This is a genomic window from Nocardia sp. NPDC052112 (assembly GCF_040680135.1).
GTDB lineage: Bacteria > Actinomycetota > Actinomycetes > Mycobacteriales > Mycobacteriaceae > Nocardia.
Map to the genome: position 1 here is coordinate 127031 of NZ_JBFAWD010000003.1, position 20842 is coordinate 147872.

Annotated in this window: 19 protein-coding genes; 7 read left to right on the top strand and 12 right to left on the bottom strand. The window is 66.1% G+C overall.

All coding sequences use genetic code 11. The features are described 5' to 3' along the window. Window positions 1-7: 7 nt before the first annotated feature. Both AB0L58_RS06575 and AB0L58_RS06580 read right to left on the bottom strand, forming a co-directional pair. Window positions 8-784 (bottom strand): SDR family oxidoreductase, encoded by a 777-nt coding sequence (locus AB0L58_RS06575; RefSeq protein ID WP_364382159.1) that lies wholly within the window; start codon window positions 782-784, stop codon window positions 8-10. Next, entirely contained in the window at window positions 784-1947 is a 1164-nt protein-coding gene (locus AB0L58_RS06580) for a hypothetical protein (RefSeq protein ID WP_364382162.1), read from the bottom strand. The genes AB0L58_RS06575 and AB0L58_RS06580 overlap by 1 nt, the downstream gene beginning before the upstream one ends. Window positions 1948-2036: 89 nt before the next feature. Between AB0L58_RS06580 and AB0L58_RS06585 the strand changes: the two genes are divergently transcribed. Genes AB0L58_RS06585 through cysC form a run of 3 tightly spaced genes read left to right on the top strand, consistent with a single transcriptional unit; the run spans window position 2037 to window position 5727 of the window. Beyond that, window positions 2037-2924 carry a helix-turn-helix domain-containing protein gene (locus tag AB0L58_RS06585; RefSeq protein WP_364382165.1) on the top strand — a complete coding sequence of 296 codons (888 nt, stop codon included), beginning with the start codon at window positions 2037-2039 and terminating at the stop codon, window positions 2922-2924. Between the two features lie 32 nt (window positions 2925-2956). Then, the gene (cysD, locus tag AB0L58_RS06590) at window positions 2957-3889 is read left to right on the top strand and encodes a sulfate adenylyltransferase subunit CysD (protein WP_364382167.1); all 933 of its coding nucleotides are present in this window, start codon (window positions 2957-2959) and stop codon (window positions 3887-3889) included. Further along, complete coding sequence (gene cysC, locus AB0L58_RS06595) at window positions 3889-5727, top strand: adenylyl-sulfate kinase (RefSeq protein ID WP_364382170.1); 1839 nt, start codon at window positions 3889-3891, stop codon at window positions 5725-5727. Before cysD ends, cysC begins: the two co-directional genes overlap by 1 nt. 9 nt (window positions 5728-5736) lie before the next feature. Here the strand turns inward: cysC and AB0L58_RS06600 are convergent, their stop codons facing one another. Both AB0L58_RS06600 and AB0L58_RS06605 read right to left on the bottom strand, forming a co-directional pair. Continuing rightward, window positions 5737-6669: a MerR family transcriptional regulator gene (locus AB0L58_RS06600; RefSeq protein ID WP_364382173.1), complete on the bottom strand. Its 933-nt coding sequence runs from the start codon at window positions 6667-6669 to the stop codon at window positions 5737-5739. A gap of 57 nt (window positions 6670-6726) precedes the next feature. Next, window positions 6727-7884, bottom strand: coding sequence for an epoxide hydrolase family protein (locus tag AB0L58_RS06605; RefSeq protein WP_364382176.1), 1158 nt, complete (start codon window positions 7882-7884; stop codon window positions 6727-6729). A gap of 112 nt (window positions 7885-7996) precedes the next feature. On the opposite strand from AB0L58_RS06605, the gene AB0L58_RS06610 reads away from it, so the two are divergent. Further along, entirely contained in the window at window positions 7997-10831 is a 2835-nt protein-coding gene (locus AB0L58_RS06610; protein WP_364382178.1) for an AAA family ATPase, read from the top strand. Window positions 10832-11255: 424 nt separating this feature from the next. Here AB0L58_RS06610 and AB0L58_RS06615 read toward each other — a convergent pair whose 3' ends face one another. The 3 genes from AB0L58_RS06615 to AB0L58_RS06625 all read right to left on the bottom strand — a co-directional run bounded on the left by AB0L58_RS06615 (window position 11256) and on the right by AB0L58_RS06625 (window position 13482). Continuing rightward, complete coding sequence (locus AB0L58_RS06615; protein WP_364382181.1) at window positions 11256-11522, bottom strand: hypothetical protein; 267 nt, start codon at window positions 11520-11522, stop codon at window positions 11256-11258. A gap of 1137 nt (window positions 11523-12659) precedes the next feature. Next, window positions 12660-12833: a hypothetical protein gene (locus AB0L58_RS06620; protein WP_364382184.1), complete on the bottom strand. Its 174-nt coding sequence runs from the start codon at window positions 12831-12833 to the stop codon at window positions 12660-12662. Between the two features lie 40 nt (window positions 12834-12873). After that, complete coding sequence (locus tag AB0L58_RS06625) at window positions 12874-13482, bottom strand: QsdR family transcriptional regulator (RefSeq protein ID WP_364382187.1); 609 nt, start codon at window positions 13480-13482, stop codon at window positions 12874-12876. A gap of 110 nt (window positions 13483-13592) precedes the next feature. On the opposite strand from AB0L58_RS06625, the gene AB0L58_RS06630 reads away from it, so the two are divergent. Further along, window positions 13593-15389 carry an acyl-CoA dehydrogenase gene (locus tag AB0L58_RS06630; protein WP_364382190.1) on the top strand — a complete coding sequence of 599 codons (1797 nt, stop codon included), beginning with the start codon at window positions 13593-13595 and terminating at the stop codon, window positions 15387-15389. A 26-nt stretch (window positions 15390-15415) separates the two neighbouring features. On the opposite strand, the gene AB0L58_RS06635 is transcribed toward AB0L58_RS06630, so the two are convergent. The 5 genes from AB0L58_RS06635 to AB0L58_RS06655 all read right to left on the bottom strand — a co-directional run bounded on the left by AB0L58_RS06635 (window position 15416) and on the right by AB0L58_RS06655 (window position 19701). Beyond that, window positions 15416-15961: a hypothetical protein gene (locus tag AB0L58_RS06635; protein ID WP_364382192.1), complete on the bottom strand. Its 546-nt coding sequence runs from the start codon at window positions 15959-15961 to the stop codon at window positions 15416-15418. Next, entirely contained in the window at window positions 15961-17088 is a 1128-nt protein-coding gene (locus AB0L58_RS06640) for a hypothetical protein (protein WP_364382195.1), read from the bottom strand. Before AB0L58_RS06640 ends, AB0L58_RS06635 begins: the two co-directional genes overlap by 1 nt. 31 nt (window positions 17089-17119) lie before the next feature. After that, a complete protein-coding gene (locus AB0L58_RS06645) occupies window positions 17120-17560 on the bottom strand; it encodes a FixH family protein (RefSeq protein ID WP_364382198.1) in 441 nt (146 codons plus the stop codon). Window positions 17561-17607: 47 nt separating this feature from the next. Further along, on the bottom strand, window positions 17608-19203 hold the full coding sequence (locus tag AB0L58_RS06650; protein ID WP_364382201.1) for a hypothetical protein: 1596 nt from the start codon (window positions 19201-19203) through the stop codon (window positions 17608-17610). Window positions 19204-19461: 258 nt separating this feature from the next. Continuing rightward, on the bottom strand, window positions 19462-19701 hold the full coding sequence (locus tag AB0L58_RS06655; RefSeq protein WP_364382204.1) for a hypothetical protein: 240 nt from the start codon (window positions 19699-19701) through the stop codon (window positions 19462-19464). Between the two features lie 117 nt (window positions 19702-19818). Between AB0L58_RS06655 and AB0L58_RS06660 the strand changes: the two genes are divergently transcribed. Both AB0L58_RS06660 and AB0L58_RS06665 read left to right on the top strand, forming a co-directional pair. Next, window positions 19819-20604, top strand: a complete 786-nt coding sequence (locus tag AB0L58_RS06660; RefSeq protein WP_364382207.1) for a GntR family transcriptional regulator — start codon at window positions 19819-19821, stop codon at window positions 20602-20604. Then, window positions 20604-20831: a ferredoxin family protein gene (locus AB0L58_RS06665; RefSeq protein WP_030519968.1), complete on the top strand. Its 228-nt coding sequence runs from the start codon at window positions 20604-20606 to the stop codon at window positions 20829-20831. The genes AB0L58_RS06660 and AB0L58_RS06665 overlap by 1 nt, the downstream gene beginning before the upstream one ends. Window positions 20832-20842 lie beyond the last annotated feature (11 nt).

A 20842-nucleotide genomic window follows, 5' to 3' on the forward strand; every position in this document is an offset into this window, starting at 1 on the left:
TCATCTCCTAGTGGTGGAATTCGCCGCCGTTGACATCCAGGCACGCGCCGGTGATCGCCCGCGCCAGATACGAGGCGAAGAACACCACGGCATCAGCGATCTCATCGGGTTCGGGCAGCTTGCGCAGATCGATGGTCTCGGCTGTTTCGGCGTAAACCTCTTCGGGGGTGATCCCACGCTGCTTGGCCTGATAGTTGAAGTACCACTTCAGGTTGTCGGCCCAGATATAGCCGGGCGCAATGGTATTCACCCGAATGCCCTTCGGACCGAGTTCGGTGGCCAGGCTCTGCGCCAGCGCGAGCAGGCTCGCCTTGGCCATCTTGTACGGCCCGAAGGTGCGCCGCGAGTGCCGCAGCACCGCCGAATTGATCATGACCACCGAGCCCTTGGACTCCGTCAACGCGGGCACGAACAGACGCGTCAACCGCAGTGCGGCAAGCACATTCGTCTCGAAACCGGCGCGCACATCATCGAGATCGACATCGGCCAGATCGGTGATCGGCGGAATCGCGAAGGCATTGTTCACCAGCGTGTCGACATGGCCGAAGGCGCTCTGTGCCGTCTCGACCAGATTCGTCACGGCCGCTTCATCATTGATATCGGTCGGCACCACCACCGCGCGCCTGCCGAGTTCGGTGATCTCCTTGGCCACCTCGGTCAGCCGCGATTCGGTCCGCGAGGCCAGCACTACATCGGCACCGGCGCGCGCACTCTGCACCGCGATGGCCCGGCCGAGTCCCGGACCGACTCCGGAGACGACAACCACCTTGTCCTGCAACAACATCAGCCGAGCATCCTTTCTGCCACGGCAACCTGACGCGCCGCGATCCGCTCCCGCCATTCCTCGGGCGTGACCCGAGCTTCCTGGTAGTACGGCAGCCGCTCGGGCAATTCGGCGACCGATACCACCTCCACCTTCGGCCCGTCCTCGGGCTTCAGATCCCGTGACAGCTGTTGCCAGCGGAACTGCAGGTACCCGCGCGCATGCCCGGTGCGCTCGATCCAGTTGGTCAGTCCGGGGTCGTTCTCGCTGATGACCAGCCGGATCATCCCGTCCGGATCCACGCGCGCCTGGTCGGCGGTAAGGCTGGTCTGGTGGTTGATGTAGTCCAGCGACAGGTACCACATGCTGCCGAGTTGGAAACCCTGATACGGCGCATCCGATTTCGGCACCGTGAGGATCATCGCCTGATCGTCGTCGAGTTCGTAATGGCCAACGGAGGAGAACTGGGTGGTGAGCCCGCCCGGCGTGGAGCGCGGTTCGGTCATCGTGTTCACCGGCAGATTGAGATAGAACCACTTCGGGAACGCCAGGAAGGTATTCAGCCGCGAGACCAGCATCTTCCCCGCGATCTCATAACGCTTGCTCATCACGTCCCTGGTCAGCGGCGGCGGTGCGTCGCCGATCGTGTCCACCCGCTGAATGCGAATCGTGCCCGGCTTCTCGGTGGCCCAGTCGCTGTACACCTCGCGAACCACGAGCATGGCGGAGTCGGGCGCGAGATGAACATAGCCGCGGCGCGCCTCGCCCGGTCCGAGACGGAGCTCGTAGGACCCGTCGGCCGCGATATCGAGGGCGCGGGCGTCGAAGGCGGTCTCGCTGTCGGGGACATCCACCGGCGAATAGTTGCCGTTGAGCACCTGGAAGCTGAGGTCACGAGTGGTACCTCGGGTTCCGGTCACCACATACTCGGCGTCGGGGCGCAGATACGAATGAAAGTAGAGGGTGTCCGGGTTGTCCAGACCCATCTTCGTATACGGGCCGGTGGACATGACGAAGAACGGAAAGTCCCGCTCGAAGGCCCACGCCATCTGGATGGAGGCGCGAATACTGCCCGCGAGGTAGTCGTAGCCCTCGACGAGGTCCTGTTCGGTTCGAATATGCGGTGCGCCGGTGATGATTTCCTCGGCGGCGGCGATGGCTTCCGCGAACGGCTGTGTCAGCAAGAGACTTCTCCGAAGTAGCTGTTCCAAATATGTACCGCTCTGGTACATTTCTATATGTGCAAGATTAGAACCTGTTCTAGGAGTTGTCCATGGTTGCCCGCAGATCCGCCCCGACCGCACGGGTGGTCCAAGTGCTGGATTTCTTTGTCGAGCGGCGCGGCAAACGCTTCGGACTCTCCGAACTGGCCCGCGAACTCGACCTGGCCAAACCGACCTGCCTGGGCATCCTCACCGAACTGACCGCGGGCGGCTATCTGATGCGCGACCCGAACACCCGCACCTACGGGCTCGGACCTGCGCTTATCGCTGCGGGCCGGGCGGCTCAGGACAGCTTCGCCATCGCCTCCATCGCGCGCGCCGAGCTGGAGAAACTCACCGCGCTCTACCGCACGACCTGTACCGCATCGGCCGTGGTCGGCGAGCAGATCATGGTGCTGGAGAGCACCGGTCCGGGCCTGGTCAAGGTGGGTGCGGCCTACCATTTCGCACCGCCGGTGGGCCTGATGTACGTGCTCTGGGATACCGACGCGGCCTTCGACGCCTGGTTGCGCAAGCCGCCGACGGTGCCGCTGCGCCAGGACGAGGCCCGGCTGCGCCGGATCGTCGCGGAGTGCCGCGAGCGCGGCTACCTGGTCGAAAGCCTGACCGCCGCCGGACGGCGGCTGTACGCTTTGCTCGCCGGGGTCGCGGCCAGCGACCTGCCCAATGAGGTGCGCGAACTCGTCGGCGAACTGGTGACCAGCCTCGGGGAGCGGGTCTATCTCGGCACCGATCTGCGCCCGCGCAAGGAACATCCGGTCAGCCTGCTCGCGGCGCCCACCTACGGCGGCGACGGCAGGCAGAACATGGTGCTGACGATGTACGTCGGAGCCTCCATCACCGGCGCCGAGATCGACCGTCGCGGAACCGCACTCATCGCGGCCGCGGATCGGGTGACCGCCGAATCCGGGGGACACAAGCCGGATTCCAACCATTGACCAATGACCGAAACGTGTTCTAGTTTTGTGGCGTGAGCCAGTACGCGAAGTCGACGGCGAGCACCTACGAGCTGCCTCATCTGGACGCGCTCGAGGCCGAGTCGGCATATATATTCCGGGAAGTCGCCGCGACCTTCGAACGGCCTGTGCTGCTGTTCTCCGGCGGCAAGGATTCCGTTGTCATGCTGCATCTCGCGGCGAAGGCATTCTGGCCCGCGCCGCTGCCGTTCCCGGTGCTGCATATCGATACCGGGCACAATTTCGACGAGGTCATCGAATACCGCGACCGCACGGTCGAGCGGCTCGGACTGCGACTGGTGGTCGGTAGCGTGCAGGACGATATCGACGCGGGCCGGGTCAAGGAGGAGACCGGACCGCGCGCCTCCCGGAACCGTTTGCAGACAGCCACTTTGCTGCGTTCGATCCGGGAGGGCGGATATGACGCGGTATTCGGCGGCGCGCGGCGCGACGAAGAGAAGGCCCGCGCCAAGGAACGCGTCTTCAGCTTCCGTGACGAATACGGGCAGTGGGACCCGCGCAATCAGCGACCGGAGCTGTGGAATCTCTACAACGGTCGGCACAGCAAGGGCGAACACATCCGGGTGTTCCCGCTGTCCAATTGGACCGAGCTCGATATCTGGCATTACATCGCCGCCGAGGACATCGAGCTGCCGCCGCTGTACTACGCGCACCGCCGACAGGTGGTGCAGCGCGACGGAATGTTGTTGGCGCACACACGATTTCTCACCCTGCTCGACGGCGAGCAGCCCTATGACAGTACGGTGCGATTCCGGACAGTGGGCGATGCGACCTGCACCGGATGTGTCGAATCGTCCGCGGCGACCCCCGCGGACGTGGTCGACGAAGTCGCCGCCACCCGAATCACCGAGCGCGGCGCCACCCGCGCCGACGACCGTATTTCCGAGGCAGGCATGGAAGACCGCAAGCGGGAAGGTTACTTCTGATGACGACCACCACCCTGTTGCGCCTGGCCACCGCGGGCAGCGTCGACGACGGTAAGTCGACGCTGATCGGCCGTCTGCTGTTCGACTCCAAGACGATCTTCACCGATCAGCTCGCCGCGGTGGAGCGGACCAGCAAGGCGCGCGGCGACGATTATCCGGATCTGGCGCTGCTCACCGATGGCCTGCGCGCCGAACGCGAACAGGGCATCACCATCGATGTGGCGCACCGCTACTTCGCCACGCCCCGGCGCAAATTCATCATCGCCGACACCCCCGGCCATATCCAGTACACCCGCAATATGGTCACCGGCGCCTCCACCGCCGATCTTGCGCTGATCCTGGTGGACGCACGCAAGGGCATCGTGGAACAGACTCGGCGGCATGCCTTCCTGGCCAGCCTGCTCGGCATCCCGCACTTGGTGCTGTGTGTGAACAAGATGGATCTGGCCGGATGGTCGCAGGACCGGTTCGAGGAAATCAAGGAGGAATTCGTCGGCTTCGCCACGAAACTCGATGTCGCCGATCTGTCCTTCATCCCGATGTCGGCGCTGCACGGCGACAATATCGTGCACCGTGGCGCGAGCATGCCGTGGTACGAGGGCTCGCCCCTGCTGCATCACCTCGAGGATGTTCATATCGCCTCCGACCGCAATCTCATCGATGCGCGATTCCCGGTGCAGTATGTGACCCGCAGGCACGCAGAGGATTTCCGCGGATATGCGGGCACCGTGTCCGGCGGTGTCTTCAAGCCGGGCGACGAAGTCGCCGTGCTGCCTTCGGGATTCACCACCACGGTCGAGGCGATCTGGGGTCCGGGCGGCACACCGATCGCGGAAGCCTTTCCGCCACAGGCCGTTACCATCCAGCTCACCGACCAACTCGACGTATCCCGTGGCGATCTGATCTGCCGCCCCGCGAACCGGCCGCATGTCGGGCGCGATCTGGACGCGATGGTGTGCTGGTTCGCCGAGGAATCCGAGCTCACCCCCGGCGCCACCTACACCATCCGGCACACCACCCGCACCGCGACCGCCGAAGTGCGCAGCCTGGACTACCGACTCGACGTCAATACCCTACACCGCGACGAGAGCGCGAATTCGTTGTCGCTCAACGAGATCGGGCGCATCCAGCTGCGCACCCGCCAGCCGCTGCTCTTCGATCCGTACCGCCGCAACCGCACCACCGGCAGCTTCATCCTGGTCGACGACACCACCAACAACACCGTCGCCGCGGGCATGATCACCGGACCGACCCTGCCCTCCTCCCGTGTCGTGTGGCATGCCACCGCCGTCGGCCGCGACGAGCGCCCTACGGCGGGACTGACGATCTGGCTGACCGGCCTGTCCGGCTCCGGAAAGTCCTCGGTCGCAGTGGAACTGGAGCGTCGCCTGGTCGCGGCGGGCCGCCCGGCCTTCCTACTCGACGGTGACAACCTGCGCCACGGTCTCAATGCCGACCTCGGTTTCGGCGCCGCCGATCGCGTCGAGAATATCCGCCGCGTGGGCGAAGTGGCGCGACTGTTCGCCGAGGCAGGTGTGGTCGCGGTGGTTTCCCTGATCAGTCCGTACGCCGCCGATCGCAATAAGGTCCGTGCGGTGCACGAGGCCGCTGGCATCCCCTTCGTGGAGATCTTCGTCGATACGCCACTGGAGATCTGCGAGGCCCGCGACCCCAAGGGCATGTACGCCAAGGCCCGTGCCGGTGAAATCCGCGGTTTCACCGGCATCGACGATCCCTACGAGGCACCCACCCGGGCCGAACTGGTGCTGCGGCCCGAGGACGGCGATCCCGCGACCATGGCCGCGGCCATCCTCGCCGAGCTGGCCGATCTGGAATGAGACAACCGGTCACGGATTCGCCCGCAGCGCGGCACCCAACCAGTCGAACACCGGCCCGAGGGTCGGCGGGACGGGCCAGCCGTTGATGACGGAGAGGAGTTGCCAATAGCGTTCGGCGCGTGGGTCGCCCGCGACCTCGAGCCGGGTCAGCAGCCAGTTCCGTAGTTCTGCGTCATCGGCGCGGCCGAAGGTCGTCGCGTATGCGGCGGTCAGTTCGGCGACAATGGGCTGGGCCGCAACGGAATCCGGTGCTGTTCCGGCTGCGAGCGCCTGACCGACTCGTTTCCGGACGAGTTCGGTCAGCTCGTGGTGCAGGCCGGTCCTATCGCCCTCGGCGCGCTGCGCGGCCTGGTATTGCGCCATGCGGCGCACCGATGCCCGGAAATCCGGATCGCGGGTGAGTTCGGCGAGTTCCACCCAGGCCCGCACCTGGGCGGGTTCCGGGTCGTCGGGCAGTTCCGGCATCGCCGAGCGGATGAGATCGACGAATTCCGGGTCGGCATCGGTACCACCAAAGGTGTCTTCGACGAATTCGGTAATGAGGCGGCTTTTTTCGGCGTCGGAGAGTTCGACGAGCTTGTGCATGAGTTCCATCTCCTCGGGGGTCGAGCCCCGCTCGGCGATTGCTCGTAACACCGTGCGCCGCACCCGGAGCGTGCTGATCTGGAATTCCAGGGCGTCGGCGTGCGCGGCCGCGACTTCGGGCACCGTCAGCGTGCGGTCGAGCACCTGTCGGATGGCGGGCAGATCGATGCCGAGTTCGCGCAGGGTGCGCACCAGTTGCAGACGGGTGAGCGCATCGTCGTCGTAGAGCCGGTAACCGGCGGGGCTGTGGGTGGTCGGCGGCACGACACCGGTGTCGGCATAGAAGCGGATGGTCTTGACCGAGAGGCCGGTCCGTGCGGCCATCGTGCCGATCGGATAGAGCGTGTCGCCGTCCATGCCCCTACCCTCCTGTCTCCCCTTGGTGGAGACGCAATCCCCGCGTGATGCTACGGCTCAGTCGATGGTGCGGAAGAACTCGCGGATATCGCCGATGAGCAGGTCGGGGACCTCGAGCGCCGGGAAGTGGCCACCGGAGTAGAACTCCGACCAGTGGGTAATGTTGTGCGCGCTCTCCGCGAAGCGGCGGATCGCGTAGTCACCGTCCTTGAACACCGCCACACCCGTGGGCACGCTGCCTTGCGGTGCGGGCGCGAACATCGCGGCATCGTGGAAGCGCTCGTAGTAGAAGTTGGCCACGCTGCGGGCGGTATCGGTGAACCAGTAGATGCTCACATTCGCCAGCATTCGATCCCGGTCGACGCCCTGTTCCGGCAGGTCGTGCGACTGGTCGATCCACTCCTTGTACTTCTCGACGATCCAGCCGAGCTGCCCGGCCGGCGAATCGGCCAACAACTGGGCGATCGTGTTCGGGCGCGAACCGTTGAGGTTCATATACGCCGAACCGTCCTGCTGGAAGTTCCGCATGCGTGCCAGCCGCTGCTGCTCGGCATCGGTGAGTGCGGCCGTATCGGCCGGATCGCCGGTCGGGAAGGTGACCAGCGCATTGACGTGCACGCCGAGCACATGCTCGCCGTCGAGGCGGGCCAGTCGCGGAGCCAGGAACGCCCCGTGATCGCCACCGTGCACGCCGTACCGGTCGTAGCCGAGACGAGCCATCAGCTCCGCCAGCGCGGCCGCGACCCGGCCGTCGTGCCAGCCCGCCTCGGTGATCGGACCGGAGAAGCCGTGCCCCGGCAGCGACGGAATGACCAGGTGGAAGGCGGGCAGGTCGGCGTGACCGTGTGCCTTCGGATCGATCAGTGGGCCGATCAGATCCAGGAAGTCGATCACCGAGCTCGGCCACCCGTGCAGCAACAGCAGCGGGGTCGCATCGGCTGCGGCGGACCGCACGTGCAGGAAATGCACATCCTGTCCGTCGATGGTGGTGCTGAACTGCGGGTAGGCGTTGAGCTCCGCCTCGACCGCACGCCAGTCGAATTTCTCGGCCCAGTAGCCCGCCAGTTCGCGCAGGTAGGCGGTGGGCACGCCGCGCTCCCAGCCGGTGCCGGGCAGGTCATCGATCCAGCGGGTGTGGGTGAGCCGTTCGCGCAGATCGTCGATATCGGCCTGAGGAATCTCGATGCGGAAGGGGCGGATGTCGTTGTTCGTCATGCGATCGACTCTGCTGGTAACAGGTGTGCCGGCGAATCACGAGATTTCGTTATCTTCGGCTCCACCGCTCTTTACCTTGGCGCCGAGCCCACGATCCGGGCATGATCGCGTGGTGTCGAGCGTTTCCGACCACGGTGCCTTCGTCGGGCGGGCAGCGGAGGTGTCCGCACTCCAGCGCGCGTACCACGACGAATCGGTGCATACCGTGCTGATCGCCGGTGAACCGGGCATCGGGAAATCTCGGCTGGTCGGCGAGTTCACCTCACGGCTCGGCTCGGATGTGCTGGTACTGACCGGCCGGTGTCCGGAATTCGGCGCGAGTGGCGTGCCGTTCGCGCCGTTCGTCACGATCATGCGCGGTCTGTTGCGGCGAATCGGCGTCGACGAGCTGACCGCGCTGCTGCCGATCGCGCGCCCCGCACTTTCGCGCTGGCTGCCCGAGCTGGCGATGCGGACCGGTGCGGCCGAGACCGAAGCGGATCGGATCAGGTTGTTCGGCGAGATCCTCACCGTATTCGAGCAGCTGGCGATCTCGCGGTCGGTGGTGCTCGTGGTGGAGGACCTGCACTGGGCCGATGATTCGAGCCGGGAGCTGCTGACGTTCCTGGTCGCGAATCTGACCCAGCGCGATCTACTGCTGATCAGCACCTACCGGCCCGCCGATTCGGAGAGGCTGCGTCGATTCCTCACGGGGCTGCGCCGCGATCCCGGTGTGCGCGTGCTGCATCCGGAGCCGCTGACCAGACACGAGGTCGGCCGTCAGCTCGCCGCGGTGCTCAACCGCGAACCCGAGCCCGGGGTCGCCACCCGAGTCTTCCAGCGCAGCAAGGGGATTCCGCTATTCGTCGAGGCGCTCGGGCGTGCGCTGCGAGCGGATCCCGACCGCGTGCCCGAGGACGCCCTCGCGGACCTGTCCGACCTGCTGCTCGGCTATCGATCCGGACTGTCCGAGGATGCGGAGGCGCTTTTGCGACTCGCCGCCACCGCGGGCTCGCCCGTGGCGGCCGAATTACTGGAATCCGCGACGGACCGGTCCGACGACGCGCTGCACCTGGCGTTGCGCCAGCTCACCGATCAGCGGCTATTGCTGGCGACGGACACCGGCTACGAGTTCCGACACAGCCTGATCCGCGATGCCGTCTATGACGATATGCTGCCGATCGAACGAAAGCGCTTGCACAGCAGGCTTTCTCAGGTCCTGCTCGCCGAAGGCGCGCCGGGTGCCGGTGAACGGCGGATGGGCGAGCTGGCCTACCACGCGTACGCCGCGGGCGATCTGCCACACGCACTCGTGGCGTCCTGGCGAGCTGCCACGGAATCCGCAGGGGCACAAGGCGAACGCGTACAGCAACTCGATCGTGTGCTCGAGCTGTGGGATCGAGTGCCCGACGCGGCAACGCTGGTCGGGGTCGATCGGCTCGCCGTGCTGGAACGCATTGTCGAGGCATGCTTTCACGGTGGCATCGTCGAGCGCGGCGTTACGGCGGCCGACCAGGCACTGGAACTGCTGGATGCGGCGACGGCACCGGAGCGGGCCGCTCGCCTCTACTACTACCGTGCGGGTCTGGAGAATCAGAGCAGCGGCGGATCCGTCGATGATCTCACCCGGGCATTGGAATTATTACCAACACAGCCGCCGAGCGTGTTGCGCGGCGAGGTGCTCGCATCGTTGGCCGCATCCCGCGTCTTCCACGGTGATGCCGTCGGGGCCGCGCGTGCTGCCCGCGCGGCTGTCGAGGTCGCCGAACAGACCGGCATACCAGCTCTCGCCGCGCGCGGCTACGCCTATCAGGGCCTGGCGGCGGCCGCCGGAAATGGCTCCGCTGTCACGTATTTCGAACAGGCTCACGCCGCGGCGAACGATCCGCAGACATTGTTGACCGTGGTGCTGTGGGAGTCGGCGGCGCTGGTCGCGGCGGGCGAATACCAGGCAGCCATCGAGACGATCCAGCAGGGTTTGCGGGCCGCCCACGAAACCTTCCGCTTCGCCGATGCCGGGCCCATTCTGCTGGTGAAATGGGCGCAGGCGTTGGCCGGGCTCGGACGCTGGCCGGAGGCGCTCGATCTCATCGACGAATCGCTCACCGACCAGCTGCCGCCGCTGAGCAAGGCCGCGCTACTGCTCTGTCACGCGAGAATCGTGCTGGCTCAGGGCTCTTCGACGGCGGCAACCAGCAGTGCCGACGCCGCGGCCGTGCTCTTGAGCGACGGACCGTGGGCGCGCCAGTACCAACTCCAATTGCGCACGGTGCGAACCGATATCGCGATCGCGGACGGACAATCCCGACGTGCGCATGAGATCGTCGCCGAGACGCTGGCGGCCGATGATCTCATCACCCACCACCACGAGGTGTGGCCGTTGCTCGCGACCGCGGCCCGGATCGCGGACGCGGATCTCGCGGACGTTGCCGACCGACTGCCGGTAACCACCGCGGTCGACTCGGCCTATCGCGCCGTCTTCACCGCCACCGGGGACAACGACCCCACCGCCTGGCACCAGGCGGTATCCGCTTGGCGCACCATCGATCAGCGCCATGACCTGGCCCGCAGTCTTCTCGGTGCCGCCGAGGCCGAACTGGTGGTCGGCAATCGCGCCGCCGCCCGCGAGACCCTGCGCGAAGCCGCCGAACTCGCGGCGGGATTGGGTGCGACACCGTTGACCGACGCTGCCGAGCAGCTGGCCGAGCGTGCCCGCGTCGCCCTCCAGGTGACTCGGCCGCAACCGGCGCACGAAACGCCGCGCACCTTCGGTCTGACGCCGCGCGAGATCGACGTATTACGTCTGGTCGCACAGGGGTTGAGCAATCGGCAGATCGCGGCAGAGCTGTTCATCAGCGGCAATACCGCGGGCGTGCATGTATCGCGGATCCTGACCAAGCTCGGTGCCGCGACGCGAACCGAAGCCGCCGCAGTGGCCCGCAAACACGGACTCATCGAGCCCGGCTGAGGCAGCTGTTCAATCCCTGCCGTACGGATCAATTCATTCGTTGTCGATCAAGCCATGGGCGGCGCGGTGATTCGCCCTCCGTCTCTGGTGGTGACACTGATGTGCGGTTCCTCGCTGCCGTAGGCGCGTACCACCGCGAGTGTCAACCCGGTCCGCGCCAATCGGCGCGATGTGTTCCTCGAGCCTCGATACACCGTCACGCAGCCTGCGTCGTCGGCAGCGCGGCCGATCATGGTGAACCCGCCCGCACCGTATCGGTCATCGGTCGATACCTGGAACTAGGTGTGCCTCGCTGATCGCCACGAGCGCAGACTAAATCGGTCTGTCGAACAACGCGCCCCGCCTCCGTTGATTCGGAGGCGGGGCGCAGCCGGACCCCGGACGCGAAGCGGCCCACCCGGAAGGGGACCGGGTGGGTTCTCGATCAGGCCACGAGTGGCCCGGCTAGGACCCGCCGTCCGTCGCGGGTGTTCACGCTGACTTGCGGTTTCTCGCCGCCGGTGGCACGCACGACAGCGAACGCCAATCCGTCGGCCCCGATCGGTGCGACGCGTTCCTCGAGGGTGGACACGACCCGCACCGATTCCGCATCGTGGGCGGCGCGACCGATCACGGCGAACCAGCCCGCGCCGTCGCGGTCGGCTGATTCGGAACGGAAGCGAGCTCCGTACCGCTGCAAGGGCTGATGCACGCTGGTGCGATCCTCGCGCGGCCCTTCCGGCCGAGCCGCACCGAAGGTGATCCCATGCGTCCAAGATGCACCGATCGGGCCCGAGTTCGACGCGCCAAGAGATCGAATCGGCCACTCGCGCAGCCTCTGTGGAAGGTCTACCGTTTGACATTGTGGAGCGACGAGAATTTGTTCGGCTGATGGGTATCGTCGCCGCTCAGATATCCATACCCGCCGCGACCGAGAACATTGTCATGGACAAGCCGCTCTTGGGCCGAGCGGACCTCCGGGTTGATGAAGAGGTCATAGGCAGCATCGAGGCGATGCTGGCGAAGGCCATGGACACTGACGATCAGTTCGGCCCCTGGCTTGTGCTCCGCTCGGTATTGACTCAGCAGAGCCTCGTCGCGTCGCTGCTGCCCGATTGTCCGTCGCAGTTGCGTCCGAGACTGCTATCGGTGTTCGCGAACCTGACGCGGTTCGCTGGCTGGCTTTACTTCGACATGGGCGATTTGGCTTCCGCCTGCAAGTTTTACGAGGAGGCGCGCACCGCAGCCCACGATGCCCAGGACGTGAAGTTAGCGGCATTCACGCTCTCGCACCTAAGCCATCTCGCCCTCTGGCGCCGCCGCCCGCGACTCGCGGTCGATCACGCCACAGCCGCATCGAACTGGGCGCGTCGGACCGATGATCGGCTGCTGGTCGCGGACGCGGCGGAGATGGCTGCTCGCGCCTATGCCGAAATCGGCGACAAGACCGCCTGCCTTGCGATCTTGGACGAGCTGAGTCGGGCGGCAGCGCCTCGACCTTGTCCCACCAGCGGTCCGCCGACTCGAGCGGATACCCATAAGCCGCACCGATCACGACATCGCCCATCTCGGCGGTCACGAGGACGAAGCCCGGCCGGACGAGTAGCGATGCGAGCACATCGCGGTGTCGTGCTGACTCCACCGTGGACCAGCGGTGCGGAGGAAGGGCGAATGCTCGGTCGAACAGCGCACACACCGAGTCCGACAACATCGACGCGCGCCGGGTATCGCAGCGATTCACTTCCGGCAGGTCTACCAACGTGTGCTCCCTCGCTTCGCCCGACCACTGTATCCCGAAGCAAAAGAGAGCCGCCCGGTAACATCCGTGACGGCTGTGCTTGCGTTCGGGCTACCGCTCGTCGTTTCCTTGATGTAATAGGCGCTCGAGGTATCCCGCCCACGGCGGTGTGACTGTGGTGATTGCCGCCCGGATCGCGTAGAAAACGAAATCCTGTGCGCGGTCCTGCTTTCCGTCCCGCTGCCGCGCATATCCGGCCAGCTCGGCATGGGTGATCTGTCCCAAGTCTGCGCGGCCCGCCTGCTGACCGAAAGGACGTGAACGGCTACCGGCCGCCCTGATCGGGATCCAGTCCCAGAATGACCGCCAGCACCGCGCGCAACCGCTGCACATCGCCGCGAATGCCGGTCACCGCATCCCGATACAGGAAGGCTTCGATGAGCCGGACCAACGCATAGGCGAAGGTCTCGGTATCGACCCGATTCTGGTAGCCCTGCGCCATCGCGGTATCCAGGATTTCGGCGACCACCCCGACCACCTTCGGCTGTACCGGCCCATCGCTGGTGGTGATGATGCGGCCGGCGGTGGCCTGTTCGGTCGCGATGAAATATCGGTATGCCTCGCTGCGCGTAAGCCACTGTGCCACCCGGTCCAGTAGGGCGAGGACCCGCGCCGCGCCGGCGCCGTCGGAGCGCGTCTTCGCCGCGACGACCATCCGCTCGAATTCCGACACGATGACCGCACCGAGCAGTCCGTCCCGCGAACCGAACCAGCGGTAGATGGTCGCGCGCGACAATCCGAGTTCGGCCGCGATCGCCTGCACATCGACCCGCTCGCAGGCCAGGAACTGGGCGCTGGCCGCGGCGAGTACCTGGTCCTGGGAGGCGGCGGCGGGACGGCCGACGGGCCGGGCGGCACCGGAGGTGGTAGTCATCCCGGCCCTGGGATCGATTCGCGACACATGCGTAGTAACGTACCAAATCAATCCGAGCGAGTACCGCGCCCGTCTGGGCCAGTGCTCCGCCACCGCGAGAGGATGTGCCCGTGCGCTCGACCCTGATCTCCCGTAGGGACCTGGACTTCCTGCTCTACGAATGGCTGCGGGTCGAGGAGCTCACCGCGCTGCCCCGGTTCGCCGAACACTCCAGGGAGACCTTCGACGGTTTTCTCGACCTCTGCGCGGATCTGGCGACCCAGCATTTCGCGCCGCACAACAAGCGCAACGACACCGATGAGCCGACCTTCGACGGCGAGCGGGTCACCATAATTCCGGAGGTCAAGGCCGCCGTCGAGGCCTTCGCCAAGGCGAATCTCATCGGCGCTGCGATGGACGAGCGGATCGGCGGGCTACAGCTGCCCCGCACGCTGGAGGCGGCCGGATTCAGCTGGTTCCAGGCGGCCAATGTCGGCACCATCGGCTATCAGTTCCTGACCGTCGGCAATGCCAATCTCCTTACCGCGCACGGAACTCCGGAGCAGATCGACCGCTTCGTCAAACCCATGGTCGAGGGTAGGTTCACCGGGACCATGTGCCTGTCCGAGCCGCAGGCCGGTTCGTCGCTGGCCGATATCGTGACCCGCGCCGAACCACAGGCCGACGGCACCTACCGGGTCTTCGGATCGAAGATGTGGATCTCCGGCGGTGATCATGAGCTGACCGAGAACATCGTGCACCTGGTGCTCGCCAAGATTCCGGGTGGGCCCGCCGGAACCAAGGGCATATCACTGTTCGTCGTGCCGAAGTTCCTGGTGGCCGCGGACGGTTCGCTCGGGGCGCGCAACGATGTGGTGCTGGCCGGGTTGAACCACAAGATGGGCTACCGCGGCACCACCAACACGGTGCTGAACTTCGGCGAGGGCAAGCACACTCCGGACGGTGCCGCCGGAGCGGTGGGCTACCTCGTCGGCGAACCGCATCGCGGCCTGTCCTACATGTTCCACATGATGAACGAGGCGCGGCTCGGCGTCGGGCTCGGCGCGACGGCATTGGGCTACACCGGCTATCTGAAGTCACTCGAATACGCCCGCGAACGTCGCCAGGGACGCCCGGTCACCGCCAAGGATCCGGCGACGCCACAGGTACCGATCATCGAGCACGCGGACGTGCGGCGCATGCTGTTGGCGCAGAAGTCTTATGTAGAGGGCGCACTCGGTCTGCTGCTCTACTGCAACCGGCTGGTCGATCTGGAACACACCGCCGAGGATCCGGCCACGAAACGCGATCACACCCTGCTGCTGGAAATTCTCACCGGCGTGGCCAAGAGCTGGCCATCGCAATGGTGCCTGGAGGCCAATAGCCTTGCCATCCAGGTGCACGGCGGTTATGGCTACACCCGCGAATACGATGTCGAACAGCACTACCGCGACAATCGCCTCAACCCGATCCACGAGGGCACCCACGGCATCCAAGGTCTGGATCTGTTGGGCCGCAAGGTGATCCAGCACGATGGCGCGAGCCTGCGGCTACTGGCCGCGCAAATCGAGCGGACCGTACTCGCGGCCACCGAGGCGGGTGGCGAGTGGACCGAATTCGGCGGCCAGCTCGATGCGGTCTGGCAGCGGTTGCTCACCGTCACCGGCTGGATGTTCGCCTCCGGCGATATTGCCGCCGCCATGGCGAATTCCAGCATCTATCTGGAGGCATTCGGACACGTTGTGGTCGCGTGGATCTGGCTGGAGCAGGCACTGGCCGCCCATGGCAAGGACGGCGACTTCTACGACGGCAAGCGCGCGGCGGCCCGCTACTTCTTCCGCTACGAATTGCCCAAGACCACACCGCAATTGGATCTGTTGGAGCTGATGGACCGCACCACGCTGGACATGCGCGACGCCTGGTTCTGACCGCACGCCGCACTACCACGATCGGGTCAGACGACAAGCTGTCGTTCCCCGGGTCGGGTGCGGCGCCAGGCCACCGCGAGAAACACCAGCAGGCCGATCAGCGGCAGGGTGCCGATCGTCCAGCTCAGCGGCAGCGGCGGACCGGGCTGGTCGAGCACCGTGACATTGCCGAGGGTGCCTTCGCCGTGTCCGAGCGGGCCGTCGATCGCGAAGGTGAAGGTGTAGGTACCAGGAGCGTCGAAGGCCTTGACGTCCAGACCCCAGGAGTCACGCTTGCGGGGATGGCGGACCAGCGGCGCAGCGCGGCGACCGGGCCGGACCGCGGGGCCGGTCAAGCGCAGCGTCCCGGACTTGTCGGCGATGCCGCCATCGGGCATGAAGGTGAAGTCCAGCGATTTCATCGCACGGATGGGCCAGGTGGAGAAGCCGACGGTCACGCCGTACGGCCCCGCCTGGACGCGCTCGGTGTGCACGATCTCGACCGGCGCGTAGGCCGAGGCGGGGGCGACCGCGAACAGCGACAGGGTGATCGTGGCGAGTACGGCGACGGCGAGCCTGCGGAGTACGGACATCACGCATCCTTCATTGCGGGCAGCATGGTGGTGAACCGGCCGCCGAGGAACCCGGCGAGCAGGCCGAGCGGAACGCCGAGCAGCGTGATCGTCACGATGTCGCCGACGGCGATATGCGATGTGGCCCGGACCAGATTCAACTGCAGCGGGAACGTCAGGCCGACGATGACGCCCGTCACGGCACCGGCCAGCAATACGATCTTGCGCGCATCGAAACCACGGGCGCGGGCCAGCCAGAACAACCCCTCGACCGCGATCGCCGCGAAGATCAGGAACATCGGCATCATGGCGGGCAGATCCGGCGGTCGTCCGGTGAGGCCGTCCCGCAGCGGCAACCCGATCGCCGACGCATAGGTTTGCGCGGCCCAGGGCGAGAACCACCACAGGATCGCCTGCATGGCGCCGAGCGAAACCGCGATGGCAATGGCCGCGCCCGCGCGCGCCAGCACTGCCGCGCCGAGAATGAGCAGCATCGGCCCGAACGCGACGATGCCGAGGATGGTCGGATCGACGGGCAGATGCAGGTTGTTCAATGCATTGGTGGGAATCGGGGCGAAGGTGATCAAGATCGGAATCGCGACGACGAGGCCGATCCGGCCCCAGCGATGATCGCGGTGGGCGGCGAAAACGATGATGCTGCCGATCATGGTGAGCGAGATGGACAGGAACAGCGCCACATGCGACGGAGTGTTCAGCACGGCGTCGAAACCGTAGATCGAATGCCACTCCAGATCGAGTAGGCCGTAGAGCAGGAACAGTGCCGCACCGGCTCCGGCGATCATATAGCCGAGCGGCGCGGTCAGGTTGCTGCCGAAGACTCGGATGGGTGTGCCGCCGAGCCGGGGCACGGGCCGACCGGCCCGTTGGGCGGCGGTGGCGATGAGAACCATGGCCAGACTGGCGAATCCGGAGATCGCGCTGCCAGAGTACAGGAACAGATGCGGCAGCGTGAAAAAGGTGTCCGGACCGACCTCGTTGTGCCACTGGATATCCCAGCTGAGGCCGATCAATGTGACTGCGGTGCCCAGTAATACGCCCCAGGCGCCGATGCGAGCCGCGGTGGTGTCATCGGTGACATTCGGTCCGGCGACGGCTTCGACCGTCTCCGGTGGTGCTGGCGTGCTCATGCTGGCCATTCCTCCTGATCTGTGCATAATTTCAGCCGCCGACCCAGATCGGCACCACGAGTTCGTCGACGCTGTCGTGTTCGTCGATCGACAGTCGAAGCTCCCACGGGCCGGTCATCATCAGTGGTACCGATGCGGCGTGGAAGTGTCCCGGACCGGTGGCCATCGCCGCGATGGACTGTCCGGCCTGACCCATGAGCGGCTGGTTCGCCTGAATACGAACTGCGGCATGGTCTTTCGTCGCGCCAGTGCGGTCGGTGACGGTGATGTCAATGGCGGTGCTGCCGATTCGCGGGCTGTCGATGGCGATGGTGACGAGGTGTTGCGGACTTCCGGTTTTCAATACGATCGAACCGGATGGGCGCGGCCAGACGAACCAGGCAATGGCCGCCAGCACCAAGACGATCACCGCTGCCCCGGTTAGGACAATGCCCTTCCGGGGTGCGGCCGTGTTCTTCGCTCGCTCGCTCATGCCTGCGCCTCGCTGGCGCTCGGCTGTGTTGATGGTTCGCTCGCTCACTAGGGCCGCGCTCCCGCCGCGACATCGACAACGACGGGGACGGTGAGCACGGCGTAGCGCCGTTCGACCTGGATCCAGAGGCGATAGCGGCCCGCGAGAGGGAAGGTGTAGGTGAACGGCACATCGGGGCCGTATGCGGCGACCGTCTCGTCGGGTGCGCTTTCGCCATTGGCGGGCGGCATGAGCATGGTGCCGCGACTCGCGGCGGGCTCGGTCATATCCATGCCGGGCATCTCCGTCCCCGACATATCGGACATACCCTGCATCGATGTCACCCCCATCGAGTGGCCGTGCCCCCAGATCGGTGAGTTCTGTACGGCCGCAGCGATCTCCGAGTCGCTGGAGAGTGGACCCGCCATGATCAGGTGCCCGACCATGCCGAGCCACGGCTGCAGATCGGCGACATCGCCGAATTCGGCGGTGATGGTGGTCGGCACCCCCGCCACCGGCGTAGTCGTTCTGACAGTGACCTGGTTACCATCGACAATGGTCGACGCGGATTTGTCACCGCCACCGAGATGCACTGCGGCGCTGGCGGATTCCGGTCCCCCCGCACCGGACAGGACGGTGAATCCGTTTGCCGCGCGGACCATTTGCACACCGCCGCCACGGCGCGCCAACTCCGCGGACAACGCATATCGCCCGGCCTCGGGTGCGGCCAGCTGAACCTGATACCGACCGGGTCCGATCCGGATCGGGTGCAGATGCGACAGGCGGCCGGTCGGGCCGACCAGCAGCAGATGCACGAGCGCGCTGTCGTGCACGACCAGATCGTCGACGGGGGCACCGGTGGCGGCATCGATCAGGACGAGGTCGAGATCGCCCGGCTGCCCGGCGGTCACCGGCCCACCCGCAACCGTCAGCAATACCGGCGGTCGCGAAAAGTCCGAAATCAGCGGCTGATTCACGGCATAGGGATCGGTGACATTGTCGAACGTGGGATCGAGCTGACCGCCGGGTTGCGGCGGCAGCGGCAGCGATGCCGAAAGCAGTGCGGCCGTCACCGAAACCGCCACCCCGGCCACCATTCCGGCGGCCGGAACCAGCGCCCATACGCTGCGTCGCGCACGAATCGCGAGCACCACGGCGACGGGCAGCAGTACGCCCGCCACCAGAAACCCGCCGTACACCAAACGCTCGGGCGGCGAGGTCACCTGCGCGGGCACGAGGAACGGAATCCGCGCCACCCGCGTACCGTCGTCGACGGCCAGCTCCCACGGCCCGGCCCGGTCCATTCGGACAGTGGCCGAATACATTCCGGGGGTACCGCCGAGTTCGACGATCGCCTCGGTGGTGGGCGCTCCCGGTGCCGGCCGCGTCGACTGCGTCGATACCCCGGTCGGCGTCGCCGCGAGGGTCAGTCGCCCCGCGGCGGTACCCGCATGGGTGACCACATCCACCCGCAGCGGCCCCGGCACGCTGGTCACCCGGCGCAAAATGATCGTGAGCTCCCGATCACCGAGCGACTGCGCGACCGAAATATCCGAGCCGGAGGACGCCGAATCCGCTGACGCCGAACCCACCCCGATCGAAGCCAACAACGCGCACACCCCTGCGACCAGCAGGGCGCGACCAACACCGGCGATAACAGCCACGCCCGTCATGGTAGGGATGCGTGCCCGCGAGAACATCACCCCCAGCGGTGATTTCGCCTCCCCCGCCGGAGTGATTCCGCCCTGTGCTGGTATCCGGACAATCCCCCACCTCACCGCCGGAACCACAGTTCGGCCACCTGCTGGTTCAACAGCACCAGAATCGCGATACCAACCAGGACCGCGAGCCGGCCGGCGGTTCCGCCACGGTTCGCACCCGGCACATTGACGGAATCATCAGCGAGGCGAACACGATAGCGGTCACCTGGTGCCATTATCGCCACGCCCGAAGAACAGTGAGGTGATGGCCGCACCCCGGACCGGGAAGGCAGGGACACGAGCTGCCCGGCGAAAATAGGAATCGCCGAGCGCGATATTCACCACCACTGCGGTAAAGGCGATCACCGCCGGGCCGATGGCCAGGACCCGCGCGCACCCGCTGTCATTCGAATCTGTGTGATCGAAACTCGCGAACCAGGCGCAGGGTGGCGCAATGGCCACTCCGGGACCTATCCGCCCAGGTCAGAGCCGGAAGGAGGCGGCGAAATAAAATCCGCTGATTCGTGGCGCTCGCTTGCGGGCCTTTGAGCGTTCCCGCGCCAACTATCGTCGCTATCCATGCAGGTCAGCGAGAGAAAGGTGGCGGAGGTGGGAGCCGAGGCGACGCCCGTGCGACGGTTGCGGGCCGACCAGGCGCGCCGAATAGCCGACGTGCTGCGTCATCAGATACATGCGGGGGCCTTCGACGACGTGCTGCCGAGTGAACAGGAATTGGTGGCCGAATACGACGCCTCGCGCAACACCGTGCGCGACGCACTCGCGCTGCTCAAGGACGAAGGGTTGATCGATCGGGTGCCGAAGGTGGGCACCAGGGTCGCCCGGCGCAAATTCGATCACGGCCTGGACGCGCTGCTCGGGCTGCAGGAAACCCTCAAGGGCCACGGCACGGTGCGCAACGAGGTGCGCGCCGCGATGCATATCACCGCGCCACCGGCCGTCGCGCGCAAGCTCGGGCTGAATCCCGGTGAGCGCGTGGTCTATATCGAACGACTGCGCTATCTCGCCGATCTACCGCTGAGCCTGGATCTGACCTATCTCGCACCCGATATCGGCACCGAGGTCCTCGGCCACGACCTCGAGACCAACGACATCTTCGTACTCATCGAACAGATCAGCGGTGGACCGCTCGGCTCGGCCGACCTCGCGCTGGAAGCGATTACCGCGGACGTGCACACCGCCGCCACCTTGGAAGCACCCGAGGGTGCCGCGCTGCTGATGCTCGAACGGCTGACCCGCCTCGACGACGGCAGACCGGTGGATCTGGAGTACATCCGGATGCGCGGGGATCGAATCACCATGCGCGGCAGCCTGATCCGCGGCACATCCGAATGGAAGGTCATCTGATGGCACTGGCGAACCAACGCACCGATATTCCGGTGACCATCGACGAATCACTGTGCATCCAGGGCTGCACGCTGTGCGTCGAGATCTGCCCGCTCGACTCGCTGGCCATCAATCCGGACAACGGCAAGGCCTTCATGCACGTGGACGAGTGCTGGTACTGCGGCCCGTGCGCCGCCCGCTGTCCCACGGGCGCCGTCACCGTCAATATGCCCTATCTGTTGCGCTGAACGATCCGGAA

What these genes read in the sequence shown, in the direction of transcription:
- AB0L58_RS06575 (WP_364382159.1), bottom strand. Translation starts at nt 784, where the DNA reads ATGTTGTTGCAGGACAAGGTGGTTGTCGTCTCCGGAGTCGGTCCGGGA.
- AB0L58_RS06585 (WP_364382165.1), top strand. Translation starts at nt 2,037, where the DNA reads ATGGTTGCCCGCAGATCCGCCCCGACCGCACGGGTGGTCCAAGTGCTG.
- cysC (WP_364382170.1), top strand. Translation starts at nt 3,889, where the DNA reads ATGACGACCACCACCCTGTTGCGCCTGGCCACCGCGGGCAGCGTCGAC.
- AB0L58_RS06600 (WP_364382173.1), bottom strand. Translation starts at nt 6,669, where the DNA reads ATGGACGGCGACACGCTCTATCCGATCGGCACGATGGCCGCACGGACC.
- AB0L58_RS06605 (WP_364382176.1), bottom strand. Translation starts at nt 7,884, where the DNA reads ATGACGAACAACGACATCCGCCCCTTCCGCATCGAGATTCCTCAGGCC.
- AB0L58_RS06625 (WP_364382187.1), bottom strand. Translation starts at nt 13,482, where the DNA reads ATGACTACCACCTCCGGTGCCGCCCGGCCCGTCGGCCGTCCCGCCGCC.
- AB0L58_RS06635 (WP_364382192.1), bottom strand. Translation starts at nt 15,961, where the DNA reads ATGTCCGTACTCCGCAGGCTCGCCGTCGCCGTACTCGCCACGATCACC.
- AB0L58_RS06640 (WP_364382195.1), bottom strand. Translation starts at nt 17,088, where the DNA reads ATGAGCACGCCAGCACCACCGGAGACGGTCGAAGCCGTCGCCGGACCG.
- AB0L58_RS06645 (WP_364382198.1), bottom strand. Translation starts at nt 17,560, where the DNA reads ATGAGCGAGCGAGCGAAGAACACGGCCGCACCCCGGAAGGGCATTGTC.
- AB0L58_RS06660 (WP_364382207.1), top strand. Translation starts at nt 19,819, where the DNA reads ATGCAGGTCAGCGAGAGAAAGGTGGCGGAGGTGGGAGCCGAGGCGACG.
- AB0L58_RS06665 (WP_030519968.1), top strand. Translation starts at nt 20,604, where the DNA reads ATGGCACTGGCGAACCAACGCACCGATATTCCGGTGACCATCGACGAA.